The following is a 26,096-nucleotide window of genomic DNA, read 5'->3' on the forward strand; positions in this document are numbered from 1 at the left end:
AGGATACTTTTACCCCCAGCTTAATTAGTTAGCAATACGGCCCTCAATGAGCCACTTGCAATCACAAAAAATGCAGATTGCTATTTGCCTATTTACAACAGCAGAAAACAGCAGTAATAATTTTAAAGAAACTTAAAAATCAGTCCAAAGGGATAGTACATTGTATAGATCTCAAAAAACTACAAAATCACAAAACTTCTAATTATCATATAAACTATCCTTAACCAAAAAACATGAAAAAAACCACAATAGCTTTAGGTCTCTCTGCCGGATTGCTCTTGGCATCATGCGCTGTTAAAAATTACACCAAAACAGCTGACGGTGTGTTCATAGACTTGAACCCAGATATGGAAAACCAATTAAGCGGGCTGCGTCTGCAGGTTTTAGGCAATGATTTGATACATGTTGCTGTTTCAGCCAAAGAATTTCAAAAAGATTCCAGTCTAATTATTGTTCCAAACCAGAAAAGTGTTCCATTCCGCATCAATGAAATAAATGATTCCATTAAACTCTCAACCAAGACTCTGAATGTCATGGTTTCAGCTAAGGACGGCGGCATTAGATTCAAAGATAAAAACGGCAAAATACTGCTGGCTGAAAAAGCAGGCGGCGGAAGAACTTTTCTTCCTATAGAAGCCGAACAGACAAAAGGCTATACTGTGCGTCAGATATTTGAATCACCTCAGGATGAAGCTTTTTACGGACTGGGACAGCATCAGTCTGATGAGTTTAATTACAAAAATAAAAGCGAAGAACTTTTCCAATATAATACAAAGGTCTCAGTTCCATTTATTGTATCAAATAAAAACTACGGGCTTTTGTGGGACAGCTATTCCTTAAGCCGCTTTGGTGACAGCCGTCCTTATGAGCAGTTAAACAAGGTCTTCAAATTATATGGAAAAAATGGTGAGCCGAGCTTCCTGACGGGAACCTACAGTACGCCGGATAATAAAAATATGCCGCTGATTCGTGAAGAGCAGTCTATTTTCTTTGAAGACATAAAAAGCATTAAAAATCTGCCAGCGGATTTACCTTTAAAGAATGCTAATGTTATTTATGAAGGAGAACTTGAAGCTCCACAGGATGGAGAATATAAATTTACTTTATACTATTCCGGTTATGTAAAAGTCTACTTAGACAATCAATTAGTTGTTCCCGAACGATGGAGAACGGCCTGGAACCCTAACAGCTACAAATTCTCTATGAATATGAAAGCAGGCAGACGTACTGCTCTAAAAATTGAATGGAAACCAGACGGTTCAACATCCTATTGCGGATTAAGGGTTAGAACACCACAATTAGCCGAAGAAAAAAACAGCCAGGTCTGGTGGAGCGAAATGAACAAAAAAATTGATTACTACTTTATTCATGGCACTTCTATGGACAGCATAATTAAGGGATACCGAACCTTGACGGGAAAATCCCAAATCATGCCCCGATGGGCGATGGGTTATTGGCAGAGCCGTGAACGATACAAAACCCAGGAGGAAATACTAAGTACTTTAAAAGAATTCAGAACCCGCCAGATTCCAATTGATAATATAGTGCTGGACTGGAATTACTGGGAAGATGATGCATGGGGAAGCCACAAATTTGATCCTGCACGTTTTCCTGATCCAAAAGCCATGACAGACTCCATTCATTCGATGAATGCAAAAATGATGATCTCAGTCTGGCCTAAATTTTATAAAACCACAGAACACTTCAAAGAGTTTGACCAAAAGGGATGGATGTATCAGCAGGCTATTAAAGACAATGTCCGTGACTGGGTAGGTCCAGGTTATACAGGCTCATTCTATGATGCTTATGCGAGCGGTGCGCGCAAACTATTTTGGAAACAGATCTACGAAAATTTATACCCTATAGGTGTCGATGCATGGTGGATGGATGCCAGCGAACCCAATGTGCTGGACTGTACAGATATGGAATACCGCAAAAAACTGCAGGGACCAACAGCTCTAGGGCCTGCAGCCCAATATTTTAACACCTATGCCCTAATGAATGCAGAAGCAATATACGATGGACAAAGAGCTATAGATCCAAATAAGCGTGTATTTCTTTTAACAAGATCCGGTTTTGCAGGACTGCAGCGTTACTCAACAGCAACATGGAGCGGCGATATCGCAACGAGATGGGAAGATTTAAAAGCACAAATTTCGGCGGGTCTTAACTTTGCTGCAAGCGGTATTCCATACTGGACGATGGATATTGGAGGCTTTTGCGTTGAAGACCGTTATGTGAGCGCACAGCAGCAATACGACAAAAGTGGAAAGGAAAATTCTGACAGCAAAGAATGGCGTGAATTAAATACGCGCTGGCATCAGTTTGGGGTATTTGCTCCGTTATACCGCTCTCATGGACAATTTCCTTTTCGCGAACCTTGGAACATTGCTCCTGAAGGTCATCCCGCATACGAATCTATTGTATTTTATGACCGTCTGCGTTACAGATTGATGCCTTACATTTATACGATGGCAGGTATGACGCATTTTAACGATTACACCATTATGCGTCCTTTGGTAATGGACTTTCAGAACGATAAAAATGTCCTTAATATCAGCGACCAATTCATGTTTGGATCTGGTTTTATGGTTTGTCCAGTTTACCAATATGGAGTCCGAAAAAGAGAAGTATATTTTCCTGCAGACACAAACTGGTATGATTTCTATACAGGGAAGCATGTCACGGGAGGACAGACCCTACAGGCAGATGCACCCTACGGTTTTATTCCCCTATTTATTCCTGAAGGAGCTATAATTCCTGTCGGTCCCGAGATCCAATACACCGATCAAAAACCTGCTGATACTCTGATACTGCATATTTACAAAGGACGCGACGGAAGCTTTACCCTGTATGAAGATGAAGGTGTTAACTATAATTATGAAAAAGGCCATTATACTGCCATAAGCTTCAATTACAATCAAAAAAATGAGACCTTAACCATTAGCGATCGCAAAGGAGATTTCAAAGGCATGCTAAAAAACAGGAAATTTATAATAGTAGCCGTGGACAAGTCCAATCCAAAAGCATTTCTATCTAATACTTCCGGAAAAGAAATCAACTATAACGGAGAGTTTCAAATTATTAAAATTTAATCCTCTGAAAATAATCGTATCCTGCACCTGTCTTCAGGATAAACTATAGAGCAGCCCTGGATGCGATTAAAAAAACGTTCTTGAAATTAAAAAATTACATCTTTTATCTGCTTCTGCCATTTTCATATGGCATGACGGTTTGCAGATCGCTGTAAATTATTCTTCAGAAGATTACCAGATAGAAAAAATATCCAGCACTGCAAAAATGTTTTAATTGGCAGCAAAATTGTACCGCCAGGAGGCGTAACGGTTTGGCGGCAATAAAATATCTTTTTCTAAGAGGCTATGATGCTATAAGATTTCTGCAGCTTCTGCTGCAGGTTTCGACACTAACTAACTATAAAATTTAAACCAATCAAAAATGAAAAAAAAATTAATCACTTTGCTTTTTGCCTTGAGCTTATGTGCAAACGCAAATGTAAAAATGCCGCTGCTTTTTAGCGATGGAATGGTCTTGCAGCGTAATAAGCCTATATCTGTATGGGGCTGGGCCGATTCAGGAGAAAAAATTGAAGTTGCTTTTAATAAGCAGATCCAGAGAACTAAAGCAGACAAAAATGGAAAATGGCTTCTCCAGCTGAAACCTGAAAAGGCAGGCGGTCCTTTTAAAATGTCTATTAAAGGAAACAATAGCATTACCATTGAGAACATCCTAGTTGGAGAAGTCTGGATATGCAGCGGACAGTCCAATATGGAATGGACTGTAGGTCAGTCACAGAATGCTGATTATGAAATCAGTCAGGCAGATAATCCTTGGATACGCCAGTTTTTAGTGGAAAAAGATTTAAGTTCGACGCCTAAAAAAGATCTGAAAGCTGGAAATTGGAAAGAAAGCAGTAAAAATAATACAGGAGCCTTTACAGCGGCAGGCTATTTTTTCGCAAAAAAAATATACAGTGAATTAAAAATCCCTGTAGGAATAATAAATGCCACTTGGGGAGGTACCTGCTCAGAAACCTGGACCAGCAGAGAAGCCTTTGAAAAAAGCCCTGAATTCAGTCCCATGTTTTCCGATCTGCCAAAAGTTCCAATGGATTCACTGCTGAAAAATAAACTGGAGGCACTGAAAAAAAATATTGAGAATATTCAAGGATCTAAAATCACTTCAGACTTGGAAAGCCAGTATAAAACTGCAGGCTTTGATGACAGCTCGTGGCCTGAAATCCATACGCCGCAGCTTTGGGAAAACCAATTAGGCAATTTAGACGGCACAGTATGGATGCGCAAATCTTTTATAGTTTCAAAAGAAGATGCTAGCAAAGAAGCTTTACTGGAACTAGGCAAAATAGACGATTCAGATCTTTCTTATGTAAATGGAATTGAAGTGGGAAAGAATACCCAATGGAACAAAAAAAGAATATACAAAATACCTGCCGGAACGCTTAAAGAAGGTATTAATGCTATTGCAGTACGAGTGACGGATTACAGTGGAGGAGGCGGAATTTTTGGCGATGCGGCTGATTTAAAATTAACTGTAGGCAATACCCAAGTACCGCTTGCAGGAGAATGGAAATTTCAGGTTACAGAAATCAAAACAGACCTGTCTCCCAACAGCTATCCTGCCCTGCTTTACAATGCTATGATCAATCCCTTGATTCCTTATTCCTTTCAAGGCGTGCTATGGTATCAGGGAGAAGCCAATGCCGGCCGTGCTGAACAATATAAAAAAGCTTTTCCTTTATTGATTAGTGATTGGAGAAGCAAATGGAATCAAGGTGATTTTCCTTTCTTTTTTGTGCAGCTTTCTTCTTTTAATGAATTTGGCGGCACCAGCAGCATTGGGAGCTATTGGGCAGAATTAAGAGAGGCTCAAACTTTTACCCTGCACAATGTTGTTAATACTGGTATGTGTGTTACTGCCGATATTGGAGACCCAAAAGATATTCATCCAAAAAACAAACAGGATGTAGGATATAGACTGGCTGCTGTGGCATTAAATAAAGTTTATGATAAAGGAAATGTTTTCAGTGGACCAGAGTACAAATCCATGGAGATAAGAGACAATCAGGTACTCTTAACATTTGACAATGCCACAAGCGGATTAACAGTTCACGATAAATACCAATATGTAAAAGGATTTGAAATTGCAGGACCCGATCACGTTTTTCATTACGCCAAAGCCCAAATAAAAGGCAGTCAGCTTTTGGTGTGGAGCGATCAAGTACAAAACCCTGAAGCGGTCCGCTACGGCTGGGCAGATGACGCCAGCGACTGCAATTTGTATAATGTCGAGAATTTTCCAGCAATCCCTTTTAGAACCGATAACTGGAAAAGCATTTCAACTGGCATAAAATACAGTTTTGAGAAATAAGTAATTATAAAAATAGCCAAGTTCTAACGCACAATTCAATTGTCAATATCGATTCTAAAAAAATAGAATCGATATTGGTTTGAAAGATCTTTACATAAAGGCGTTTTCTACTTCTATCCTGAGAAAATAGCACAAAGATGTCCCATCAATTTAAAATGTAAAAATAAAGGCTCAATATAAACAACTCTGATCTCAGATAAAAAATAGTGCAGCATATACCGCAGCTGCAGATAAATGATTAATTTAGACCGGATGAAAAAGCATAAAATCCTCCTATTGTTTCTTGCTGTATTTGGAATAATTTCTCTCCAGGGCATTCTAGCGCAGTCCAATTATATTTTTCACCAGTTAAAAACCAGCGAAGGATTCTCCAGCACCAATGTCAAGACATTTCTCAGGGACAGTTACGGATTTTTATGGATTGGTACGGAATCGGGGCTTAATCGTTATGATGGTTACGAATTCAAGCTTTACACCACAGATTCTAAAAACCCAAACAGTTTAATTTCCAATGATATTTTAGGCCTGCAGGAAGACGGCATGGGTAACATCTGGGTTAATTTTGGATATCATAATGCTATATACAACAGAGATAAAGACTGCTTTATAAACGATATAACTTTTCTGTTAAACAGATTACGTATCCGAGCTGATAGCAACTGTAAAATTTACGTGGATAAAAAAAAGAATTTATGGGTATTAAATAAGAAAAAAATATTTTTCTATGATGTGAAAAAAAAGCATACCTCAATCTTTACCGGCATCCGAATTGAAGACCCTTTCTCTATAAATATAACAGATAACGGCCAGTCAATATATTGCATTGAAAATTCTAAAAAATGCTGGCAGTTAAACAGTGCTACAGGCCGTTTTACAGCCATAAAGCTGCCGGATTTCAGCAGGACGAATGGAGCCGATGAGTGGCACAAAATTTTTCTGGACAGTAACAGCGGATTATGGGTCTATTTCAGTAATTTTCCCAATGAAGTTTCGTACCTGAATCATCAGACAAAGAAATGGAGCGCAGTACTTTTAAAATCCAGCATAGATAGCGGAATCAATTTTGTTACGAGCATTACTGAAAATAAACCTGGAGAAATATGGATAGGTACAGACCATAAAGGGCTGTTTATTTTTGACAAATCAAAAAACAGTACAACAAATTGTATTCAATCCCCAGGCAAAGATAATTCCTTATCCTCCAACAACATAACTTGCCTCTATCGTGACATCGACAGCACCATCTGGATTGGGCACAGTAAGAAAGGACTTTCCTTTTTTAATGAAAGCTTTAAAAATTTCATCAGCTATAGACATCCTGAATATTCCGATATAAGCACCCTAATGGAGGACCACAACGAGGACCTCTGGATTGCCACAGATGGGAAGGGGCTTTTTCGAAAAGAAAAAAAATCAGGAAATACTACTCAAATCCCTTTTCCAAAAGCAGCTATTACCTGTCTGATGGAAGACCGCAGCAACCGCGTCTGGATAGGCACTTATCAAAAGGGGCTTTTTTGTTGGCAAAATGGCATTATAAGCCAGTATACCAAGAAAAACAGTAAGTTAAGCAGCAATAATATCTGGAATTTAAAGCAGGACCGCTATGGAAATATCTGGATAGGGTCCTTGGGGGGAGAAGTACAGCAGCTTCCCTTTGGCTCTGCTGATTTTGATTCCCTGCTCTCCCCTTTTAAAAATGAAATTTTTACCCTTGACATGTTTTATGATTCAGGCGATGAGCTCCTGCTGGGCACCGGTTATGGACTTTTAAGCATCGATATTACCAACAATAAAAGTGTCGTATCTTATGGCAATAAAAAAGGGACACAAAAATTCAAAAACTTTCAGATCTCTACTGTCTACAAGGATAAACATGATATTCTATGGATCGCTCACAATGATGGACTCAATATATGGGATCCTAAAAAAGACACCATTTATTACTTTAACAAGTCAAACGGCCTTTGTGAGAATTCTGTAAGCGGCATCGTAGAAGACAATCAAAATAACATCTGGGTTACCACCACCAATGGGCTTTCGATTTTAACTGTTAACTATGATAAAGATGACAAATTATCCATAAGCAGTAAAAATTATTCCGTTAGAGATGGTCTGCTGGATAATTATTTTAATAAGCACTCTATATTGCAATTAAGAAACGGAGATATCCTACTTGGAAATCTCGACGGATATACCATTATCAATCCAAACAAGCTGTTAAAAGAAAACAAGCCTGTTTCAAAAATTATTTTTACCGGATTAACCTTGGGAAATCAGGACATAAAAGTGGATTCTCTGTATAATGGACATAAATTGCTGCAGCATTCGACAGAGCTTCTCTCCGAGCTTACCTTAAGGCACGATGACAAGCTCATTACCCTTAAGTTTACCAGTACAGATTTATTAAATGCTGATAAAGTAAGGTATTTTTACAAGATCGAAGGTTTTAATTTGGAATGGATTCCTATTCAGAACAACAAAATTATAATTTCTGCACTACCTGCAGGCAATTACAAACTTTTAGTAAAAGCATATGATAATGCTTCAGGATGGAACGAGAATATTAAAGTATTGGCGCTGCGTGTACTGCCTCCCTTTTATCTGACCCTATGGGCCTATTTAATTTATGGTATACTAATCATAATGATTATATGGTATACCGTGCGCAGGTCAAAAATCCGCCAGCATTTAAAATTAAAAGAACAGATAAACGAAATGAAACTTAATTTCTTCACCAACATAAGCCATGATCTGAGAACTCCCTTAACCCTTATTATAACTCCTCTTCAGGTGCTTCTGAATGATCCCATGGATGAGGTCATGAGAAATAAAATAAATGTTATTCATAAAAATGCACAGCAGCTGCTTTCCTTAATCAACACACTGCTTGATTTTCGTAAACTGGATGCGGGATTCGTCGGCTTAAACTTAAAGGCGGCAGAATTTGTTAGTTTCGCCGAGGATATCTGCAGTTCGTTCAATGTTTATGCCGCTGAACGTAATATCCGCTTATCTTTTCAAAGTGAAACTGATAGTCTGCTTATGGAATTTGATAAAGATAAGATGCAAAAAACACTTACCAACCTGCTTTCCAATGCTTTTAAATATACCCCTGACAGAGGAAAAATTCAGGTAGAGGTTAGTACTGACCACAATCAGGTTTGTGTCAGGGTTCGCGACACAGGATCAGGAATCAGCGATAAGGATAAACTGCATGTGTTTGAAAGATTTTATCAAGGGGAACAGAGTCAAAATGAAACCGGCAGCGGTATTGGGTTACATATTGCAAATGAATATATACATCTTCACGGAGGCAACATAACCATTGAAGATAATATGCCTAATGGCAGTGTATTTACATTTAAGATCCCAATTAGAGAAAGCAATGAAAAGAATCTAATGATCAGTCCTGCCCATGCTGGAACTGAAAGCAATGATGATCAAAAAATAGAAAATCCTGCCCAGCAGCTAGTCCTTTTTGTGGATGACAACAAAGACCTGTGCTCTTTTATAGAGGATAATCTGAAAGATGACTTTTCGGTGCTTACGGCCCATAATGGACAAGAGGCTGCCGAACTGCTGCAAAAGCACAATGTTACTGTTATTGTAAGTGATGTAATGATGCCGGTTATGGATGGAATCGAGCTCTGCAGACTGGTTAAAACCAACATCTACTGGTCACACATTCCGATAATTCTGCTCACGGCACGCACTGCAGAGGAATACCAGATAGACGGGTTAAAATATGGGGCAGATGATTATATTACCAAACCCTTTAATATTCATATTCTCAAACTTCGAATTAATAAATTTATTGAATGGACCAGAAAGAGCCATGCTGCGTTTAAACAAAAAATAGATATTACCCCCCAGGAGATCACCATTACCTCTTTAGATGAGATTTTTATCGAAAAAGCGATAAAAGCTGTAGAGCAGCATATCAACAGTACGGAATTCTCTGTAGAGAATTTGGGAGACATTCTTGGCTTGAGCCGAGGGCATCTCTATAAAAAACTGATGTGCATAACAGGCAAAGGGCCTGCCGAATTCATCCGGACCATCCGATTGAAAAGGGGACGCCAGCTTCTGGATAAAAGCCAGCTGCAGATTTCTCAGATAGCCTATGAAGTAGGGTTTAATTCTCCAAAAAGATTTTCAAAATATTTCCGTGAAGAATTTGGCCTGTCCCCTTCTGAGTACTTAAAACTTCATAAAAAACTATAAAACAAAATTTAGGACTTTTACTTTTTTATCGGCTTCTAAAATTATGCAGCTAATTGTCATCCATGGTGTGGGCAAATCAGTAATAAAAAAAGCAGTCTTAGTCATAAGATTAAGACTGCCATCTATTCACAGACTGCAATTGTCAGTTCTATTTTGAAAGCGTTTCAAAGATGGCAATAAACTGCTCAAGGAAATTTTTATCGGACAGAAAATATGCTGCGAGAAAAAATATAGATTGTCCGTCCATTCCGTATCATCATGTGCATTGCCATCCACATGCCATACATGAAGCACTTTGTTTGCTTTGAGGCAGTCATGAATACGCTGGCTCACGGAGAAAATCCAGTTTTTATTAGTACGAGATACCTACAATACTTTAAGATTTTTCCTGGCTGCCTTTAATTCAGGTAAAAGCTTAAGGTTAGAAAGACCTCCAGCTTCATTTGCATTGGGAACAGAAAAAAAACCGCCAATGAAGGCAAAAGTATCGATATTTGCTTTCTAAATTTTTGGCTGTCGATTCATTTTTTTATTCCATTTTACCCGGCTTATATATAAAACTATCAAAATCAGCAGATGCTTTGGTATTTTTATTTTCAGATACGGCATATAGTCCAATATATACTCCTGTGAAGCCCCCATTGGTTTCAGAACTTAGATACCAAATATTGATTTTATCTAAAATTTTAAATTCCTTACCATCCAAAGAATAATAGAAGCTGTAAAAATCCTTGTTGCCTTCAACTTTCAAATAAATCTTATCAGCAGGAATTTCCACTTCGGATACGGTATGGTTCAGTACACCCATTTTATAACGCAGCAGCAATTTATTTCTACCTTTTCCTGTGTTTTTCAAACAAAGGTTGTAATGCGCCTGACTCGAATAGAAGATTGTCATTCCAGCTTCGTCTCCCGTTTTTGCATTATTTAATAACATCACAGTGGAAGCTGAAAAATCAATATGTTCCTGTCTACGCCCTGCAAAGGTTGGCGAATCATTGTCATCTAAAAATACCGAAGTGGCTTTTAATCGCAATGAACCTTTCTTTTCTGATAAAGAATAATTATCCATGAAAGGATTTCTGAGATAGTTCCAATCGACACCCAGCTTCATTTCATCAAAATTAGTAGAGAAATCATGCGACTTTACAGCCTGTAAAGGTAAAGTAGACACATTCATATCTATATTTACTGTGCCATTGCCATTTATTACCGGCCAAGCATCTGCATCCCATCTTACAGGAGCCAAAAATGTTTCCCGACCTAGCACATGGTGCAGCAGACTCTGCGGACGGAAACCCAGAAAGACAATCCACCAGGAACCATCATGTGCCTGAACAAAATCACCATGTCCGGTACCCTGAATGGGATTATTTTGAGCGATTTCATTGATATGGGTCAAAATGGGGTTGGCTGGGTTGGATTCATAGGGTCCGTAGATATTTCTGCTTCGCGCTATGGTTATTTTATGGCCGTATTCTGTGCCTCCTTCTGAAATAAGCAGATAATACCAGCCGTCTTTTTTATAAATATGGGGCGCTTCAGGATAGCGCCCTCCTGTCCCATTCCACACTGTTTGTCCCTTGGTGAGCTTTTTACCTGTTTTAATATCAATTTCGCAGATAGTAATGCCGCTATAATTTGATACAAAATATGATTTTCCATCTTCAAAATATAAGGAAGGGTCTATACCTCCCTGATCTACAAAAACCGGTTCTGACCATTCACCCGCAGGATTATCGGTATATACATAGAAATTTCCTCCACCTGATACATTAGTGGTGACCATATAAAAACGGCCTTCATGATAACGGATTGTGGGAGCATAAATACCAGCCGAAGGAGCGCATTTGTCTAATTTGAGCTGAGAAGCGCGTGTGAGGCAATGCCCAATTTTGGTCCAATTGATTAAATCTTTACTATGAAAGACCGGAACTCCAGGAAAGTACTCAAAGCTGGAGGTAACCAGATAATAGTCATCTCCTACCCTGCAAACACTTGGATCGGGATGAAATCCAGAAATAACCGGATTTTTGTATCCTTGTGCATTCAAGAAATGGCAGCATCCAATGATACTGATTAATAGGATAATTATTCTTTTCATATTTTAAATTATTGCAATGCTTTATTTCAAATTAAAATCTACTACTCCTCTAATATCGGAAGCTGAAGCTCCAATCATTATTTTGAATTTGCCCGGTTCTGCAATCCATTCCTTTTTACTATCATCGTAATAAGAAAGATCTTCTTTTGTTAAGGTAAAACGCACTGTTTTTTCTTCTCCCGGTTCAAGCGAAATTTTTTCAAACCCTTTTAATTCTTTGAAAGGACGCGGCAGGCTTGATACTTCATCATTAACATACATCTGAACGATTTCTTTTCCTGCAGTTTTTCCTGTATTTTTTACTGAAACTGTCACCAATAATGACTCGCCAGCCGTAATGGTTTTTGATGAAACGGCTGGTTTCCCATATTGAAATGTTGTATAACTTAGTCCATATCCGAATGGGAAAAGCACAGAGATATTTTTAGTATCATACCAACGGTATCCTACTAAAATGTCCTCTTTATAATATACATTGTTTCCATCTCCTGGATAACAAAGCTTGTCAAAAGCATGTGCTCCCACGTCTTCAAGTTTTTTTGGAAATGAAATAGGGAGCTTTCCTGATGGATTTACCTCACCAGAAATAATATCGGTCAAAGCATTTCCTGCCTCCGAACCAAGATACCACCCTTGTAGAACGGCTTTTGCTTTATTAAGCCAAGGCATCAAAACTGCATTTCCGCTCAATAAAACAACTGCAACATTTTTATTTACTTTCTGTATTTCTTCAATAAGCTTATCTTGTCCGAACGGCAGACTAAGTGATTTACGGTCTCCGCTTTCACAATCCTGAAAATAATTTTTATTCAACCCTCCAACAAAGACAACTATATCTGCATGGCGGGCAGTCTCAATTGCTGCATTTTGCAAAGAATCAAGATTTAATTTAGATGGTTCTTCGGCACCATAAAGCGGTCGCCCCGAAGCATATCCCATACTGTAAACAATATTATTTTCGCCGTATTTATTTTTTAATCCCTGTAAAGGAGAAATTTCGTAAGCCGCTTTCAATGACGTAGAACCGCCGCCAACGATCAAGCTTTTTACGGCGTTTTCACCTATCACAGCAATTTTTTTGTATCTGCCTTCGGGAATAGGTAAAAATTGTTTCTCATTTTTAAGCAATACGATTCCTTCCTGTGCTATTTTTCGAGCTGCGTCGCTATGCTCGGGCGAAACAAAACGGCCATAAGGACGGTTAGCGCTCATCGTAGTGCGGAAAATCATTCGTAGAATTCGGCTTGCTTTATCGTCAAGTTTTGACATGTCGTATTTGCCTGATTTAATTCCTTTCAGAAAAGGATCGGCTAAATAATAGCTTGAAAAAGGAAAATGCCCTTGTGTAGTCAATCCGTTCGTATAAGTGCCCATTTCAATATCAAGTCCGCCATTGACCGCTTCGTCAGTATTGTGGACACCTCCCCAATCACTAACCACCACACCATCAAATTTCCAGTCGGTTTTTAAGATTTGGTTGAGCAAAATGTCGTTATGGCAGCAGTGTACACCCCATATTTTGTTATATGCTCCCATAATAGACCATACGTTTCCTTCCTGAACTGCAGCTTTGAAGGCTGGAAGATAAATCTCGTGCAAGGCGCGGTCGCTTATGTTGACATTAATTTCACCACGAGCAATTTCCTGATTGTTCAGGGCGAAATGTTTTACGCACGCCGCGACTCCATTAGACTGCACGCCCTGCACATACGGAACTACCAATTGCGAAGCCAAAAAAGGATCTTCGCCCATATATTCGAAATTTCGGCCATTGAGCGGCGTACGGTAAATATTGACTCCAGGCCCTAACAGCATGGTTTTATTTCGGTATCGGGCTTCTTCTCCAATAGATGTGCCGTAAAGCTGTGCTATCTTTGGGTTAAATGTTGCCGCCAGACATGTTAAGGCCGGAAAAGCAGAACATGAGTCATTCGTCCATTGTGCTGAGTTCCATTCATCCCATAGTTTTTCATCACTCACTCCGTGCGATCCGTCTGATGACCATACATCTGGTATTCCCAGACGCGGAACTCCTTTAGAGCTGAACTTTGACTGAGCATGGCATAGTGCCACTTTTTCTTCTACTGTCATTCTCGATAAAGCATCCTTTATACGAACCTCTATTGGCTGGCTTTCATCTAAATAAAGAGGAGATTGTGCCCATCCAAAAAACGGCAGCAGAAAAAAATATAGTAACAGTAAAACGGTGATATTTCTTTTTTTCATTATTGTATACTTTCTAATTAATTATCGGGTTACAGAATAATATTTGCTCCAATGACAAAAGAATCATTCTGAGAAATTTTAACTACTTTTCTGGATTAATTATAATTGCAAAACCGCCTCCAGGAGCCATTTGCACTTTCAGTTTACTGGTATTGGTTACTTTAATTATTTCGCGCTTGTAATCTGTTGGATCTTTTTCGGCATTCATCCCGTCTTTAAAAATTTCTGCTGTAAAGGCTCCTTTTTCAAGGAAAGATAAATCGAGTTCTATTTCCCTAGCCGACCAATTGGTTAAACCGCCTATAAACCATGTACTGCCTTTTTTTCTGGCAATGGCGGCATATTCTCCAACTTTTCCATCCAACGCAGCAGTCTCATCAAAAGTGGTAGGAATTTGAGATATAAAAGTCGTGCTTTCCTGCTCTTTCATATAAGCCGTAGGACTATCGGCCATCATTTGCAGCGGTGCCTCATAAAGAACATACATTCCCAGCTGATGGCATCTTGTGCCTTGGCTCATAGGCAGGGAATTGCTTGGACGAAAATCTGCTTTTGTCGCATTGCGCATCGCTCCCGGTGTATAATCCATAGGGCCGGCCAGCATTCTTATAAAAGGTATGCTTGTTTCATAATGCGGCATATCATCATTTGGCGTCCATTTGGCATTTTCCAATCCTTTAACTCCTTCAAAATTTACGATATTAGGATAGGTTCTTTGAATGCCAGTTGGCTTATACATTCCGTGATAGTCAATAAGAAGTTTGTAAGAAGCTGCTTTTTTAGCAATATTATAAAGAGAATTTACCATTTTTTGATCATCGCGGTCTATGAAATCTATTTTAAAGCCTTTCACTCCCATATTAGAATACTTGGTAAACGCATCATCTAAAACCTGATTTATAGCATACCATGAAGCCCAAAGAATGATTCCGACATTTTTTTGTTTTCCGTATTCGATAAGTTCTTTAATGTTCATAGCAGGTGAAATCTTCAAGATATCGGTTTCTTCACTCCATCCCTCGTCTATCACTACATATTCAATATTGTTTTTAGAAGCAAAATCGATATAATATTTATAAGTCTGCGTATTGATTCCTGCCTTAAAATCGACTTTCGATATATTCCAGTCATTCCACCAGTCCCAAGCAACTTTGCCGGGTTTTATCCAGCTTATATCGGAAATCTGTGAAGGTGAAGAAAGTTTTTGAACCATGTCATTATTCAAGAGATCGCTATCGTTCTCACTTATTATTACTGCCCTCCAAGGAAAACTACGGCTGCCGTTTGTTTCTGCAATGTAACCTTCTCTCTCTGCCACCATATAGTTCATTTTATTATAGCCTCCTAAACGCTCCTGTTTTGGGTAATAAGCAAATACCCCCTGCAAACCATATTGTGCCTTAATATTGCGTGTTAAAAACATACCCGGATAGTCCTCTAGTTCGGCCTCAATGATAGCCGCTTTTTTTCCATTTCCTAAATCTACAAGAAGCGGAGAAATAGCCAACGTATCTTTGACAAATTTAGAAAGCGGAATTTCATCATAAAGTGCTTCAAAAGCAGAAGTGTACATGTCTTTTTCTCTTAAATCGCGAACATAGGGTACAAAAGCTTTATGATCTTGGCTGAAGTTAAAACTGGCTTCTTCAGATGTAATGACCATTTTTTTATTCTTGTTTGTAAAGAAACGATAAGCTACACCATCATTATAAGCTCTTAATATCAAACCAAAATCTCCTTTAAAACTAACAATCAACTGATTGTATTGGTCCACAACCGATTTCTTCTTATAAACAGGCGTTTCAAAAGTAGTGTTAGAAGCCGATTTTTTAGTGCTTGTAATTTTGGCATTGTTTCCTAAAACCTCTCCGCTGCCCAAGGTTAATGAAATAGCAGAAGGAGCAACGACTTCTGTATCTTTATGTTTCACAGACCATCGGATTTTGGTGCCGTTTTCTAAGTCCATCTCAATCTTTCCGTTTGGAGACTTGAGGTGAAGCACTTGCGCCCATCCGCTTACTGATAAAAATATAAAAATAACTGCCTGTAATAAAATCCTGTTCATTTGATGTGTTGGTTATTGTAATTAGTAATTATAAGTTTTCGGCATATTTTGAAAAAAACGTTAAAAAGTTCGCGTATGCGTTGTGTCTTTTTAGAAGGCTGTTTTTGGCATCCAACTGCATCAATTAATATTGGTGCTTTTTGAATTATAGTTTCAAAGTTTTTTTTCAACGGCAAATTTGACAAGAAAAAATATCTCAATAAGGTACGCTTTGTATTAAAAAAGGGCAATAATTGTTATAATCATCATATTTTAAAAGCATAAGGATGAATCTGCTCTATGACTTTCCAAAAAAGATCCTGCTGCAAAAAACAGATAGTGGCTTTGAAACTAAATATATCTTCTTTTAATTGATTAGACCTTTTGCTTTGAGCCATCTGCCGCATGCCAGACTCCAATCAGATTCTGTTCCGCCAGATTTGCCAAGTCCTTAACCGTGCCCTCCTTTTTTGCAGCTATGGAGTTCACAAGGAATCTTATATTTCTTTAGAGCAAGTGCATATTCCATAGAAAGTCCTAACAGAAGCTATTCTCCTATTAGGACTTCTATCAATCTATCTGGCTTTTTTAATCATTTTAAATGATTGGAGAACATTACCTCCAATTCCTTCTATCTGCACAATATAAAATCCAGCCCCAAGTGTGCTTCCCATTGATAACTGGTCTGGGTCTGAAACCTGCAGAGACTCAACATTTTTACCATTGATATCAAAAATATGCACACGTATAGGTTCAGTATAATTATTTATTTCAATTTTAAAACTGCTCGTAAATGGATTTGGAGAACAGATTACACTAAAATTTTGCTCTTCTAAACTTTCTGTATTAGCACTCAGCTTTAGTAGTGCACCAGATACTGCATTTAGAGACCATTGCTGGTTATAGCTTGAGCTGACACTCCACTGACTTAAATCTGCTCCATTAGCTGCATTTCCTAAACCATCCAAGTACATTCCGGTTGCCTTATTTTTAAATTTGAAATAACCCGAACCGGCATCTTCCTGTATCCATTTCTGTGCTTCACTTCCACTATAGCCCCATTGTCCTGCCACCGATGGATTTGCTATTCTACTCATTCCGTCGATATACAATCCAGTAGCTCTGTTTTTAATCATAACCTCATTACCACTATACTCGAGAGACCATTGTTGAGCACTGCTTCCACTGTAGTTCCACTGCCCAGCGTTACTTCCTTGTGTAGTTCTGCTCATTCCGTCCATCAATAATCCAGTACTTCTATTTGCAATGGTATAATAGGCTGCGCTTTCAGCAATATCATCCCCATAAACAATCCCTCTTCCAACTGTACTCATGTAAACACGTCCGTAGATATTCATGTCTCCCACTATGAAGTTTCCATTCCCGGTACCTCCATACTCATGGGCATCATCGTTAACACGAGTCCAGTTACTGCCTTGATCAACAGAACGAAAAACTCCCGTAACACCGCTCACAGTACCCCATATATAAATTGTTGGATAAGAAGTGCCAGTTTTCATTTTGCCGATTCCGATTGCTGAAGCAGCACTTACAGTTGTTGAAGGCGCGGTAAAGGTGGCTCCGCCATCAACAGACCTAATCAGTCCACCAGAATTCTTAGCGATCCACAAGTGTCCCGAATACCCAGGAACTGTTCTAATTAGGCTGGATCCTCCTGCTCCAACGTTAGAAGCAGTATTGAAAGTGGCACCTCCGTCTGTACTTACTTTTAAATCTCCGTTACCTCTATTGTAGGCATAAAATTTATTGTTCGTAACTGCATCAGATACTGCAATCGTGTTAAAATTAATTCCTGTTACGGTCGTCCAGCTAGCACCATTATTGGTAGAACGGTATAATGAGCTGGAAGATTCTGGACAATGCAAAATGGTTGCTCCGTCATAAGAAAGTGCTACCGTTCCGCGTGGTCCTGCTAAGGTTGCGGATGTCTGTATCCAGTCAGTACCCTGATTGTTTGAATAGTACATTTTCTCACCAAGTCTGACAATTTTATTAGTATTTCCTGATGCATAGGCAAGCCCTGATGTGGTTCCCATTGTGGGCTTATATTGCGGCGCATATACCGAAACATCGCTATGTTTAAATCCATCATAATCTCCAATGACACTCATTAAAGCCCCTCCAGGAATGCTGATTAAATTCAGCGGCACGCTCTCTTCAAGGCCAATAGCATCGAACTTCCACGAGGTCTTTGAAGCGTTGAGATCATCACAGGTAAAAATACCATTTCCCGATATTATACTTGCCTGATTGGTGTTAAACGGATTAAACTTGATATCACCAGTCCAGTGGATGGATGCTGATGATCCTGAAATCCAGGTACAGCCGTTATCTAATACATTGATTCCCGAATTTCCAACCAGATCCCTCCATGACACCCCGCCATTGGTACTTAAAAAAAAGCGGTCTGCATAAATTATCCTGCCCTCCGCATTAGTATACTGCGCCATATAGGTATTCATAGATGAGGCTATAAGACGCTGCGGATTGGAAGGATCAACATCGATCCCGCCAAAAGAACCCGAAAAACCTGATGGTGTAATATTCGTTAGAATCCCTGCATTTGAAAGCTTCCAAATCTGTCCTGAAGAGGCATTCCAAGGCCCTTCTTTATCGGCATAAGTGATTAGTAAAGCCCTGTTTGAATCCAGCACTGCACGCTGAGGCATATAATTTATTGTTGCTCCCGAAACAGCAGTCCAGGTATTTCCAGCATCCGAACTTTTATAAAGATTAGACGCTCCAGTTCTGGAAACGCCAGCATAAATAGTCTGGGTGATGCCTCCAGAAACCGATGCAGAATCAAAAATTACAAAACAGATTCCGTTATCATTTGCTGTTGCCGTAACCGGAAATGACGATACCTTAGACCAAGTCGAACCGCCATTAGTGCTTTTAAACAATCCATCACGTCTGGTTCCACAGAAAAGCACATTAGAATTGTTGGGATCTACAGCCAATCGCTCGCCATTAGATCTTCCCATACCGTTTCCATGTGCCTTAAATTGTGAGGTTACTATAGTTTCAGTGAAATTAGCACCTCTGTCGGTTGATTTTAAAATCGCTGTTTTCTGATTATTAAAATAATCGGTTCCCGCCAGCATATAAACCACATTATTATTCTGAGGGTCGATAGCCAACGATTCTACGCCCTGATATCCCAGCTGGTCAACACTGGTCCAGTCCAGCAATGGTACCCATCTGTTTGCCGATGCATCCCATCGATAGGCTCCTCCCACATCAGTACGGGCATATTTTAAATTAACATCCGTTTTACTAGGAATAATACCTGTAACAAAACCTGCACCCCCAATCTGAACATTTTTCCAAACGCTCTGGGCCTGGGAAACGAAAACCGATAAAATTAATACATATAATAAGTAAGCTTTTTTCATCTTGATTTGTTTTTAAAAGTTTAAACTATTATCATCCTTACAATCTATTCTTACCTGAGCCAATGCTTCTAAGTTATGAGCACTTTGACAATGATAAGAGCTGCCGCACAAGAAATGCGGCAGTATGCTTTACAAATTCTTTGTGATTCTTATTTAATACCTTCTTTCAACGCAGTAACCATAGCCTGATCCCGTATTGAATTATTTTTTCTGTCTATTACATTTCCAACTTCCCAATAGAACGGCACTACACCATTGATCTTACACTGTCTTGTCACAAAAGTAGTCCAGTAATCCACCGATTTGTTATGCAGCTCTACATCCTTGGGCTGGTGTTTTCCATTTACCGTGCGTCTCATTGCCGCATATTCTCCCAATACAACAGGAATTCCTTTACTGACAAACTTATCTTTGAGTTTTCGGAACGATTCTAAGATGGCATCTTCCTCCCCATAGGTAGGATTTCGGTCTGGTTCAAGAGTGGAATGATTACCTGAACCCCAATAGAAAACCATTTTTCCCCAGCTGACATCTTCATCCAGAAAACAGAACTGGGATGGTGTGTATTCGTGAACCTCTACCATAAGCCGGTTAGGTACAGGATCATAAGGAATTTTGTTCATCAGTTCATAAGAAAGTCCCGCATTGGTAGACGGCCCCTGAACCACTAATGTTCTATAACTGTTCTTTCCTCCTGTTTCGCGAACTGCTTTTATAAAAGTCTCATGATAGCTGTTTAGAATTTCCATTTCCTGAACATCGTCTGCTGGTGGTTCATTAGACCCAGCAAAAATCAGATGTTCATCAAAATCCCTCATCGTGGTGGCAATCTGTTCCCAAAGCGCTTTCTGCTTTGCATTTGTCACTTCCTTTTTTGCCTGAGTGATGTTTTCGTCCAGCCATCCACCGTCCCAGTGAATATTGAGTATCACATACATATCGTTGTTCACACAGTACTGCACTACATCCTTTACCCTGCTGAGCCATGCCTGGTCAATTTTCATTTTGGAAGCATCACTTAGGTAGCCGTTAACCCAGGAACAGGGAATTCTAACTGCAGTAAAACCACTATTTTTTAAAAATTTTATATAATCTTCAGTGATCTTTTCATTCCCCCAAGCAGTTTCACCGCCAAGCGCTTCCATAGTATTGCCGATATTAATTCCTAAAGTCATTTTGGCAGCCAGTACTGAAGCCGTGCTGCCCATTCCAGCAGCGTCTGGAGCTTTGGGAGATGTGTTGTAGCTGGGATATAAATTGGCAGTCTGTGTTATTGTGATGAGCCTGGCTTGTCCGTTATCCGCTGTGACGGTCAGCACAGCCGAACGGCTGAACCCGCTGTTGTTAACAGAGGCAGTGAATGCTGTTTTCTCTGTGCCTTGAATCCCGCTTGATTTACTTAACTGCAGCCAGGATGAGGCAGAATTTGTTATGGTCCATTTACTGTTTGCCGCAATGGTAATTGGTTCAGATATTCCACCATCGGGCATAAAAGAGACTGATTGGACCGAAACTGTTAAATAGGGTTCCTCTTCTGCACTTTTGGAGCAGCATAGGAAGGATGCGCTGACAATAAAGAGCAACAGCATCTGATACAAAAATTTGTGTTTCATTTGAATTGTTTTAAGGATTAAGGGTTACAATCAAAACTGCGGACACAGCTGTGCTGGCATCAAAGTCCCGCAGTGAGATTCTTATTTTTTTAATTCTGACCTGTCTTATCAAGGATCTTCACCACCATGATATTATCAACTGCAGCTCTGAAATCCCCAGGTGCTGCGGTAACGACATCATTAATAACAAAGAATTTTATGCCTCCTGTATATGAACTGCCAACTAGTTCTGTTAAGCTTGCTGCGGAATCGCTTTTTCTATCCTTATTGTCCTTTTTAATGCGGAACTCTATTAAAGGAATTGTCACGGTGGTCCATTTCGCTTCAGCAGTTATACCTTTGCTTCCAGAAGTTTTCCACGACTCATATCTCACTAAATACATCCAATTATAATCCTTTACGATAAAAATAAAACTGCCTTTCCAAGTTCCTGCAATGTTAATTTCAAATTTTAAGGCAAACTGGCTAAGATCCAATTTTAAGGCATCGGGCTGGATTCAGTGCTGAGCTAGCTCAATATTAATGCATTGTCCATTTTCTCACCCCGAATCGTTTCCTGCGCTTAGTACCCCTGGGTTTAAAATAGGATATACGCCTCTACTGTCTGGAAAATCAGGATCACTGTCACTGGTCAGCAGGCTTAAAATGATATTTTTATAAATTGCCTTCATATTATTTCTTTTCATTTTTTACTTTGGTTAATCCTGCATTAATTCCAAATGTAAATGTTCGGAACTGAGGATAAAAACCATTATCAATTCCCGCCTGCAAAGAGTTCCATGAACCGACCTCAGAATCCATACCTTTATAGCTTGTAATCGGAAAAGGATTGCTGACATTCACATACAGCCATAGTGACACTATAGGCAATTTTTGAATCAGTTCACTAGAAAAAGAATAGTCTAAAGTCATCTTTTATAGAGCCGTTCTCTACATAGCGGTCAGAAAAACCATTATTTCTGTTACTATTATTGTTTTTTAACCCCATTATGGATGTCTAGTTTATCACTTCAGAAAATCCACAGAGACTCGAAGCAAATTAACAATAAAACCCAGCCAAACTAAGGATCTGTTTGTATTAAAATAAGGGTCTAATTGTAACTATTATCATATTTATAATAAAAAAAGACTGATATTTATTTTATTAAAACATTTAATATCATAATTTTTTATGATATTATCAACCGCATATTATTAAAAAATTAAACCATGCAGTGGGTCATTATGGACATTCTGAACAAAGTGAACACCTAATTCTTTAAAATATAAAAACAATTCAAATAACTATAAAATGATAAAGCTGACCATTTTATAAGAGCAGGTGTCAGAAAAGTTGATAAACAAAAACTTAAATCCCATAAATAAAAAAAGATAGAAAAAAGTATGATTTTAGAAAAACAGATTGAAGTTTGTAAGGAAGAAAAACAGCAACAATGACTGAACTACAAAGAATTAAAATATCTTTAAAATCTTAATAAGTTTAGGTACTGCCAAAAACCAAGAAGAACTAGGAAAACTGCTTGGGGATAATTCATGTTTTATTTTTTAAACACAAACAACACATTATAATATAAAAAAAAGTTAGTTTATACTGTTTATATTTAAGGAAATTTCGTCAGTATTTGAATTTAGAACCACCCAGTTTATATCATTAAGCAATATCAAAGCTTCTAAAATCATTGCTTGGTTTCTTCTTTCATCTGATAAATAAAAATCAGGTGTAACAACATTAGTCAATTTCAATTCAACTAAAGTATAACTCATATTATAATTTTGTGTGAGAATTTTAAGTATCTTAACAAGAATATTAAAAGATGTATTCATAAAGCAATTTTATACCAAGATAAAAAAAGACTACTAAATCTACATCTATGAAATTGAATTTATTCACCTAAAAAATACAACTTTTTTACTCAGATCTGTACCTATGCTTTTCCAGGTTCTTAAAATAATCTACTTTTAAACAGAAGGAGGAACTATTATTCTACCAACAATTAATAACAAACACAAAATCAAATAATTAACAAACAAATAATCTTACCACCCACACTAGAAGTTACAATCTTGTGCTGCATTATGACAATTGTATTGCTGCGAACCTAGCTTTGTTTTTTTAAAACTAAAAACAACAATTGGCATTTAAAGTTTATATCTATTACTCAAATAAGCTGTTAAAAAAGAAGCTCTACGATGGATTTATATTGATAGGAATACCCTGGTAACCTTTCTAAATATTCTACAAAAAAAATCAAAATTTGTACTGTTTTTGTGCTAAACAACTCCCATGAGTTTTCTTATCTCAATAAGGATACTTTGTTTTGTTTTGCGATAGTTTGCTTTAAAACGGACCATAATTGTATCACTAAAGTAGAAAACACTATTAAAATAAGGACTGCTAATTTCTGTATCGGGAAATAGAGAGACAAAATATCACAAAATAAAAACAAACAAATGTCTTGTACTATTATGATTTTATAAATGATAAATATTTTTCATCGCACTGCGTAAAATGTTCATATTCATTCATTGAATTTCCATAATTCTGGATTTGGATTTTATTTTCATTGTATACGCCCCCAATTTTTCCAAAAGCCAGATAGATAACATCATCATTTTTTTGTTCTTTAAGTTTGCCTTTTGAAATTATTTTATCCCTGTCGAAAATTAAAAAGAAATATGCTCCTGCTTTCTTTTCGATTTTAATTTTAAATCTGGAATTTTCACAAGAAGTCAGAACATAGACACCGGTAATTTCCTGAGCAGTATTATAATGCATAACTGCTATAGATTTTTCTTCGGGCTTAGAGAAAGCCAAAATTATAAATAAGTATATAGAAACTTTAATCAATTGCATCTTCCCAAATGGTTATAATTTTTTCAGAATAGTAATAATTACCTGTTCTTATAAGTGCGTTTAAGGTTGCTGTGTTAATCTCAATTTCGGGAAATTGAGATTTTGTATTGGCAATGAACCGTTTCTTTTCTTTGGTATTGCCAAGCAGATAAGCTGTAAGTATCCGCCCGATATGTGTATCTATATTTTTTTCATCAATTTTAAAAGACATTTCAAATTTAACCTGTGCCTCTTTGTAACGCTCTTCATCCAATAATAGATATCCATAGTTACTCATTTGTACAGCATCGTCAGCGTTTTTGCTTAGATATTCCTTATAAGCAGCTTCTGCCTTTTTATAATCATGAAGCTGCTGATATATGAGTGCCAGATTTGTCAATAAAATATCCTCGTTTGTATCTAGTTTTAGTGCTATTTCAAAATCCTTTATTGCTGCTAAAAAGTCTTCTTTTTGCTGATAAAGTCTTCCTCTCTGTGCACGATAACCATAAACATCTGGATGCATAACAATTAACCTGTCGTAAATTTCAAGAGCCGTTTTCCAGTCTTCTATTTGCTGATAAGCCTGGCCAGCATAGAATTCTAAGTCATCAGCAAAATCACCGGAATTATCTCCATAGTTATTTGGGCTGTCTAAGCGATATCGATAGAGTTTGTAAATTTCTACAGCTCTTTGCGGATTGGGAATTTCAATTAGGCATTTTATGTAATTATGGTAAATTCTAATGATAATGTTCCTGTCATATTGAATAGCCATTTCATAGTTCTTAACAGCATTTTCATTATCTCTTAAAAAATAATAATTATTTGCCATCAACTCATACAATTCAGGATTGGCATTATCCATTTCAAGTGCATACTTTACTTCATCCGAGGATTCTTTGTATTGCTTTAGATGAGCCAGACAAAGCGCTTTTAGCTGATGATATTCAGGATTCTGAGTATTTATTACTATCGCCTTATCGATTGTTAAAATTGCATCTTCGTATTGCTGCTGATTATAAAGTTCAAGCGCAGTATCATAAAAATTTTCAGGTATCACACTGGCCGAAACTGCTGCAACAGCTGCATCATAAAATGGTTTAAGGTAATCGTATTGTACTGCCTCCGTTTTGGTCAAAACTTTGAGTGATTTTATATTACCCGTAAGTTCTTCAATTCCTATCTCGAATAAATTTTCTTTTTTATCGTATGGCTGCAATAATGTACTGTATTTGGTATAATTAGGGTTATTTTTTACCGGTATAAAACATAGTTTTGGCTTAACTCCCAACTCCACAACAATTCTATTGGGTTCTTTGCGGAAACTGCGGATATAATTGATTTCTTTTTGAATTTTATCTTGTCCTGCAGCTGTTAAGGAAGTAAAGACAAGAAACATAAAAAATATAAGCCTCATAAGTAGTATTATTTATAATTGAATTTCATATATGCAGCAAACTTGTGTAAGTGGATCGCGAAAATATCCTGAACCCTGATCAAAATCATCAGCATTACCATACCTAATGGAATTGTTTGAAGGTTTAAACCAATTTGGAGCATCAGCAGGCTTAATCCAATTGGTTTTGTCTATTAACAGGTGGTTTTTCTTTAAAAACTTATCCCACCACTCATCTGTTGATTTGAACTTAAGGTATATGATATATTCACCCGTCCAATGATCTGACTGCCAATATTGTCCTTGCAATAGTTTAATATCTGACGGTGGATTTGTTCCTTCCCAATATTTATAAATATCATTTGTATTAGTGGTGTTAATCCGTGAGCAGCTTGTCAAAAAAAACAGAAGCATTATCACTCCTGTTATGTGATTGGTTAAATAGTTTAAAAAACGCTGCAATTCTATCTTCTTTACTCTGGCTGACTGCCCGGATTGCAAAAAATTAATTCTCATAAAAATACTCATACAGGTACCTTTTTTAAATAATGAATAAGGAAACAGCAAATTAGAAGAGCAAATGTGAGCCCGCCTGTTACCATTGAAGAAAATTGAAAGAAGAACTCAACAAACTCTTTGCTTTCTCCAAAACACCAAACTTCATTACCCCAAATATCAACTTCCATTGCTTCGCCAGAATTGCAATTTAAACAAGCTAAATATTGAGGTAAAACAAGTCCTAAATAGAACAAAATAACCGAAGTGTAAAATATCAGTAAAATGATTTTAATAACTTTAAGTAATTTTAGTTTTTCACTTGTTGTCATT

At 37.8% G+C, this 26,096-nt stretch carries 16 protein-coding genes; 3 read left to right on the forward strand and 13 right to left on the reverse strand.

Translation table 11 applies throughout. The features are described from left to right. Window positions 1–233 precede the first annotated feature (233 nt). The 3 genes from LUU93_RS14830 to LUU93_RS14840 all read left to right on the forward strand — a co-directional run bounded on the left by LUU93_RS14830 (window position 234) and on the right by LUU93_RS14840 (window position 9,633). Complete coding sequence (locus tag LUU93_RS14830) at window positions 234–3,095, forward strand: TIM-barrel domain-containing protein (RefSeq protein WP_232681933.1); 2,862 nt, start codon at window positions 234–236, stop codon at window positions 3,093–3,095. Window positions 3,096–3,456: 361 nt separating this feature from the next. Continuing rightward, the gene (locus LUU93_RS14835; protein WP_232681934.1) at window positions 3,457–5,406 is read left to right on the forward strand and encodes a sialate O-acetylesterase; all 1,950 of its coding nucleotides are present in this window, start codon (window positions 3,457–3,459) and stop codon (window positions 5,404–5,406) included. 252 nt (window positions 5,407–5,658) lie between these two features. Next, entirely contained in the window at window positions 5,659–9,633 is a 3,975-nt protein-coding gene (locus LUU93_RS14840; RefSeq protein WP_232681935.1) for a hybrid sensor histidine kinase/response regulator, read from the forward strand. Window positions 9,634–10,162: 529 nt separating this feature from the next. On the opposite strand, the gene LUU93_RS14845 is transcribed toward LUU93_RS14840, so the two are convergent. The 13 genes from LUU93_RS14845 to LUU93_RS14905 form a co-directional block, all read right to left on the reverse strand. Next, window positions 10,163–11,737 (reverse strand): glycoside hydrolase family 43 protein, encoded by a 1,575-nt coding sequence (locus LUU93_RS14845; protein ID WP_232681936.1) that lies wholly within the window; start codon window positions 11,735–11,737, stop codon window positions 10,163–10,165. Between the two features lie 21 nt (window positions 11,738–11,758). Next, window positions 11,759–13,963, reverse strand: coding sequence for a glycoside hydrolase family 3 C-terminal domain-containing protein (locus LUU93_RS14850; RefSeq protein ID WP_232681937.1), 2,205 nt, complete (start codon window positions 13,961–13,963; stop codon window positions 11,759–11,761). Window positions 13,964–14,045: 82 nt separating this feature from the next. After that, a complete protein-coding gene (locus tag LUU93_RS14855) occupies window positions 14,046–16,028 on the reverse strand; it encodes a retaining alpha-galactosidase (RefSeq protein WP_232681938.1) in 1,983 nt (660 codons plus the stop codon). A 554-nt stretch (window positions 16,029–16,582) separates the two neighbouring features. Further along, the gene (locus LUU93_RS14860) at window positions 16,583–19,423 is read right to left on the reverse strand and encodes an RICIN domain-containing protein (RefSeq protein WP_232681939.1); all 2,841 of its coding nucleotides are present in this window, start codon (window positions 19,421–19,423) and stop codon (window positions 16,583–16,585) included. 149 nt (window positions 19,424–19,572) lie between these two features. Next, window positions 19,573–21,036: a cellulase family glycosylhydrolase gene (locus LUU93_RS14865; protein ID WP_232681940.1), complete on the reverse strand. Its 1,464-nt coding sequence runs from the start codon at window positions 21,034–21,036 to the stop codon at window positions 19,573–19,575. An 89-nt stretch (window positions 21,037–21,125) separates the two neighbouring features. Further along, a complete protein-coding gene (locus LUU93_RS14870) occupies window positions 21,126–21,512 on the reverse strand; it encodes a glycan-binding surface protein (protein ID WP_232681941.1) in 387 nt (128 codons plus the stop codon). A gap of 63 nt (window positions 21,513–21,575) precedes the next feature. Further along, a complete protein-coding gene (locus LUU93_RS14875; RefSeq protein WP_232681943.1) occupies window positions 21,576–21,722 on the reverse strand; it encodes a hypothetical protein in 147 nt (48 codons plus the stop codon). Further along, window positions 21,709–21,897, reverse strand: a complete 189-nt coding sequence (locus LUU93_RS14880) for a hypothetical protein (protein WP_232681945.1) — start codon at window positions 21,895–21,897, stop codon at window positions 21,709–21,711. The genes LUU93_RS14875 and LUU93_RS14880 overlap by 14 nt, the downstream gene beginning before the upstream one ends. Before the next feature lie 720 nt (window positions 21,898–22,617). Further along, window positions 22,618–22,800 (reverse strand): hypothetical protein, encoded by a 183-nt coding sequence (locus LUU93_RS14885; protein WP_232681947.1) that lies wholly within the window; start codon window positions 22,798–22,800, stop codon window positions 22,618–22,620. A 700-nt stretch (window positions 22,801–23,500) separates the two neighbouring features. Then, window positions 23,501–23,890: a hypothetical protein gene (locus tag LUU93_RS14890; RefSeq protein ID WP_232681949.1), complete on the reverse strand. Its 390-nt coding sequence runs from the start codon at window positions 23,888–23,890 to the stop codon at window positions 23,501–23,503. Beyond that, window positions 23,877–25,289, reverse strand: a complete 1,413-nt coding sequence (locus LUU93_RS14895) for a tetratricopeptide repeat protein (protein WP_232681950.1) — start codon at window positions 25,287–25,289, stop codon at window positions 23,877–23,879. Before LUU93_RS14895 ends, LUU93_RS14890 begins: the two co-directional genes overlap by 14 nt. Before the next feature lie 12 nt (window positions 25,290–25,301). Then, on the reverse strand, window positions 25,302–25,796 hold the full coding sequence (locus LUU93_RS14900) for a hypothetical protein (protein WP_232681951.1): 495 nt from the start codon (window positions 25,794–25,796) through the stop codon (window positions 25,302–25,304). After that, a complete protein-coding gene (locus LUU93_RS14905; protein ID WP_232681952.1) occupies window positions 25,793–26,095 on the reverse strand; it encodes a hypothetical protein in 303 nt (100 codons plus the stop codon). The genes LUU93_RS14900 and LUU93_RS14905 overlap by 4 nt, the downstream gene beginning before the upstream one ends. Window position 26,096 lies beyond the last annotated feature (1 nt).

The sequence above is a fragment of the Flavobacterium soyae genome (genome assembly GCF_021245985.1).
Lineage (GTDB): Bacteria > Bacteroidota > Bacteroidia > Flavobacteriales > Flavobacteriaceae > Flavobacterium > Flavobacterium soyae.

Bases quoted from the DNA above. Each gene is read 5' to 3' on its own strand.
- LUU93_RS14865 (WP_232681940.1), bottom strand. From the start codon at position 21,036: ATGAAACACAAATTTTTGTATCAGATGCTGTTGCTCTTTATTGTCAGC.
- LUU93_RS14905 (WP_232681952.1), bottom strand. From the start codon at position 26,095: ATGACAACAAGTGAAAAACTAAAATTACTTAAAGTTATTAAAATCATT.
- LUU93_RS14850 (WP_232681937.1), bottom strand. From the start codon at position 13,963: ATGAAAAAAAGAAATATCACCGTTTTACTGTTACTATATTTTTTTCTG.
- LUU93_RS14860 (WP_232681939.1), bottom strand. From the start codon at position 19,423: ATGAAAAAAGCTTACTTATTATATGTATTAATTTTATCGGTTTTCGTT.
- LUU93_RS14835 (WP_232681934.1), top strand. From the start codon at position 3,457: ATGAAAAAAAAATTAATCACTTTGCTTTTTGCCTTGAGCTTATGTGCA.
- LUU93_RS14830 (WP_232681933.1), top strand. From the start codon at position 234: ATGAAAAAAACCACAATAGCTTTAGGTCTCTCTGCCGGATTGCTCTTG.
- LUU93_RS14855 (WP_232681938.1), bottom strand. From the start codon at position 16,028: ATGAACAGGATTTTATTACAGGCAGTTATTTTTATATTTTTATCAGTA.
- LUU93_RS14845 (WP_232681936.1), bottom strand. From the start codon at position 11,737: ATGAAAAGAATAATTATCCTATTAATCAGTATCATTGGATGCTGCCAT.
- LUU93_RS14895 (WP_232681950.1), bottom strand. From the start codon at position 25,289: ATGAGGCTTATATTTTTTATGTTTCTTGTCTTTACTTCCTTAACAGCT.
- LUU93_RS14890 (WP_232681949.1), bottom strand. From the start codon at position 23,890: ATGCAATTGATTAAAGTTTCTATATACTTATTTATAATTTTGGCTTTC.
- LUU93_RS14840 (WP_232681935.1), top strand. From the start codon at position 5,659: ATGAAAAAGCATAAAATCCTCCTATTGTTTCTTGCTGTATTTGGAATA.
- LUU93_RS14885 (WP_232681947.1), bottom strand. From the start codon at position 22,800: ATGAGTTATACTTTAGTTGAATTGAAATTGACTAATGTTGTTACACCT.
- LUU93_RS14875 (WP_232681943.1), bottom strand. From the start codon at position 21,722: ATGAAAAGAAATAATATGAAGGCAATTTATAAAAATATCATTTTAAGC.
- LUU93_RS14900 (WP_232681951.1), bottom strand. From the start codon at position 25,796: ATGAGTATTTTTATGAGAATTAATTTTTTGCAATCCGGGCAGTCAGCC.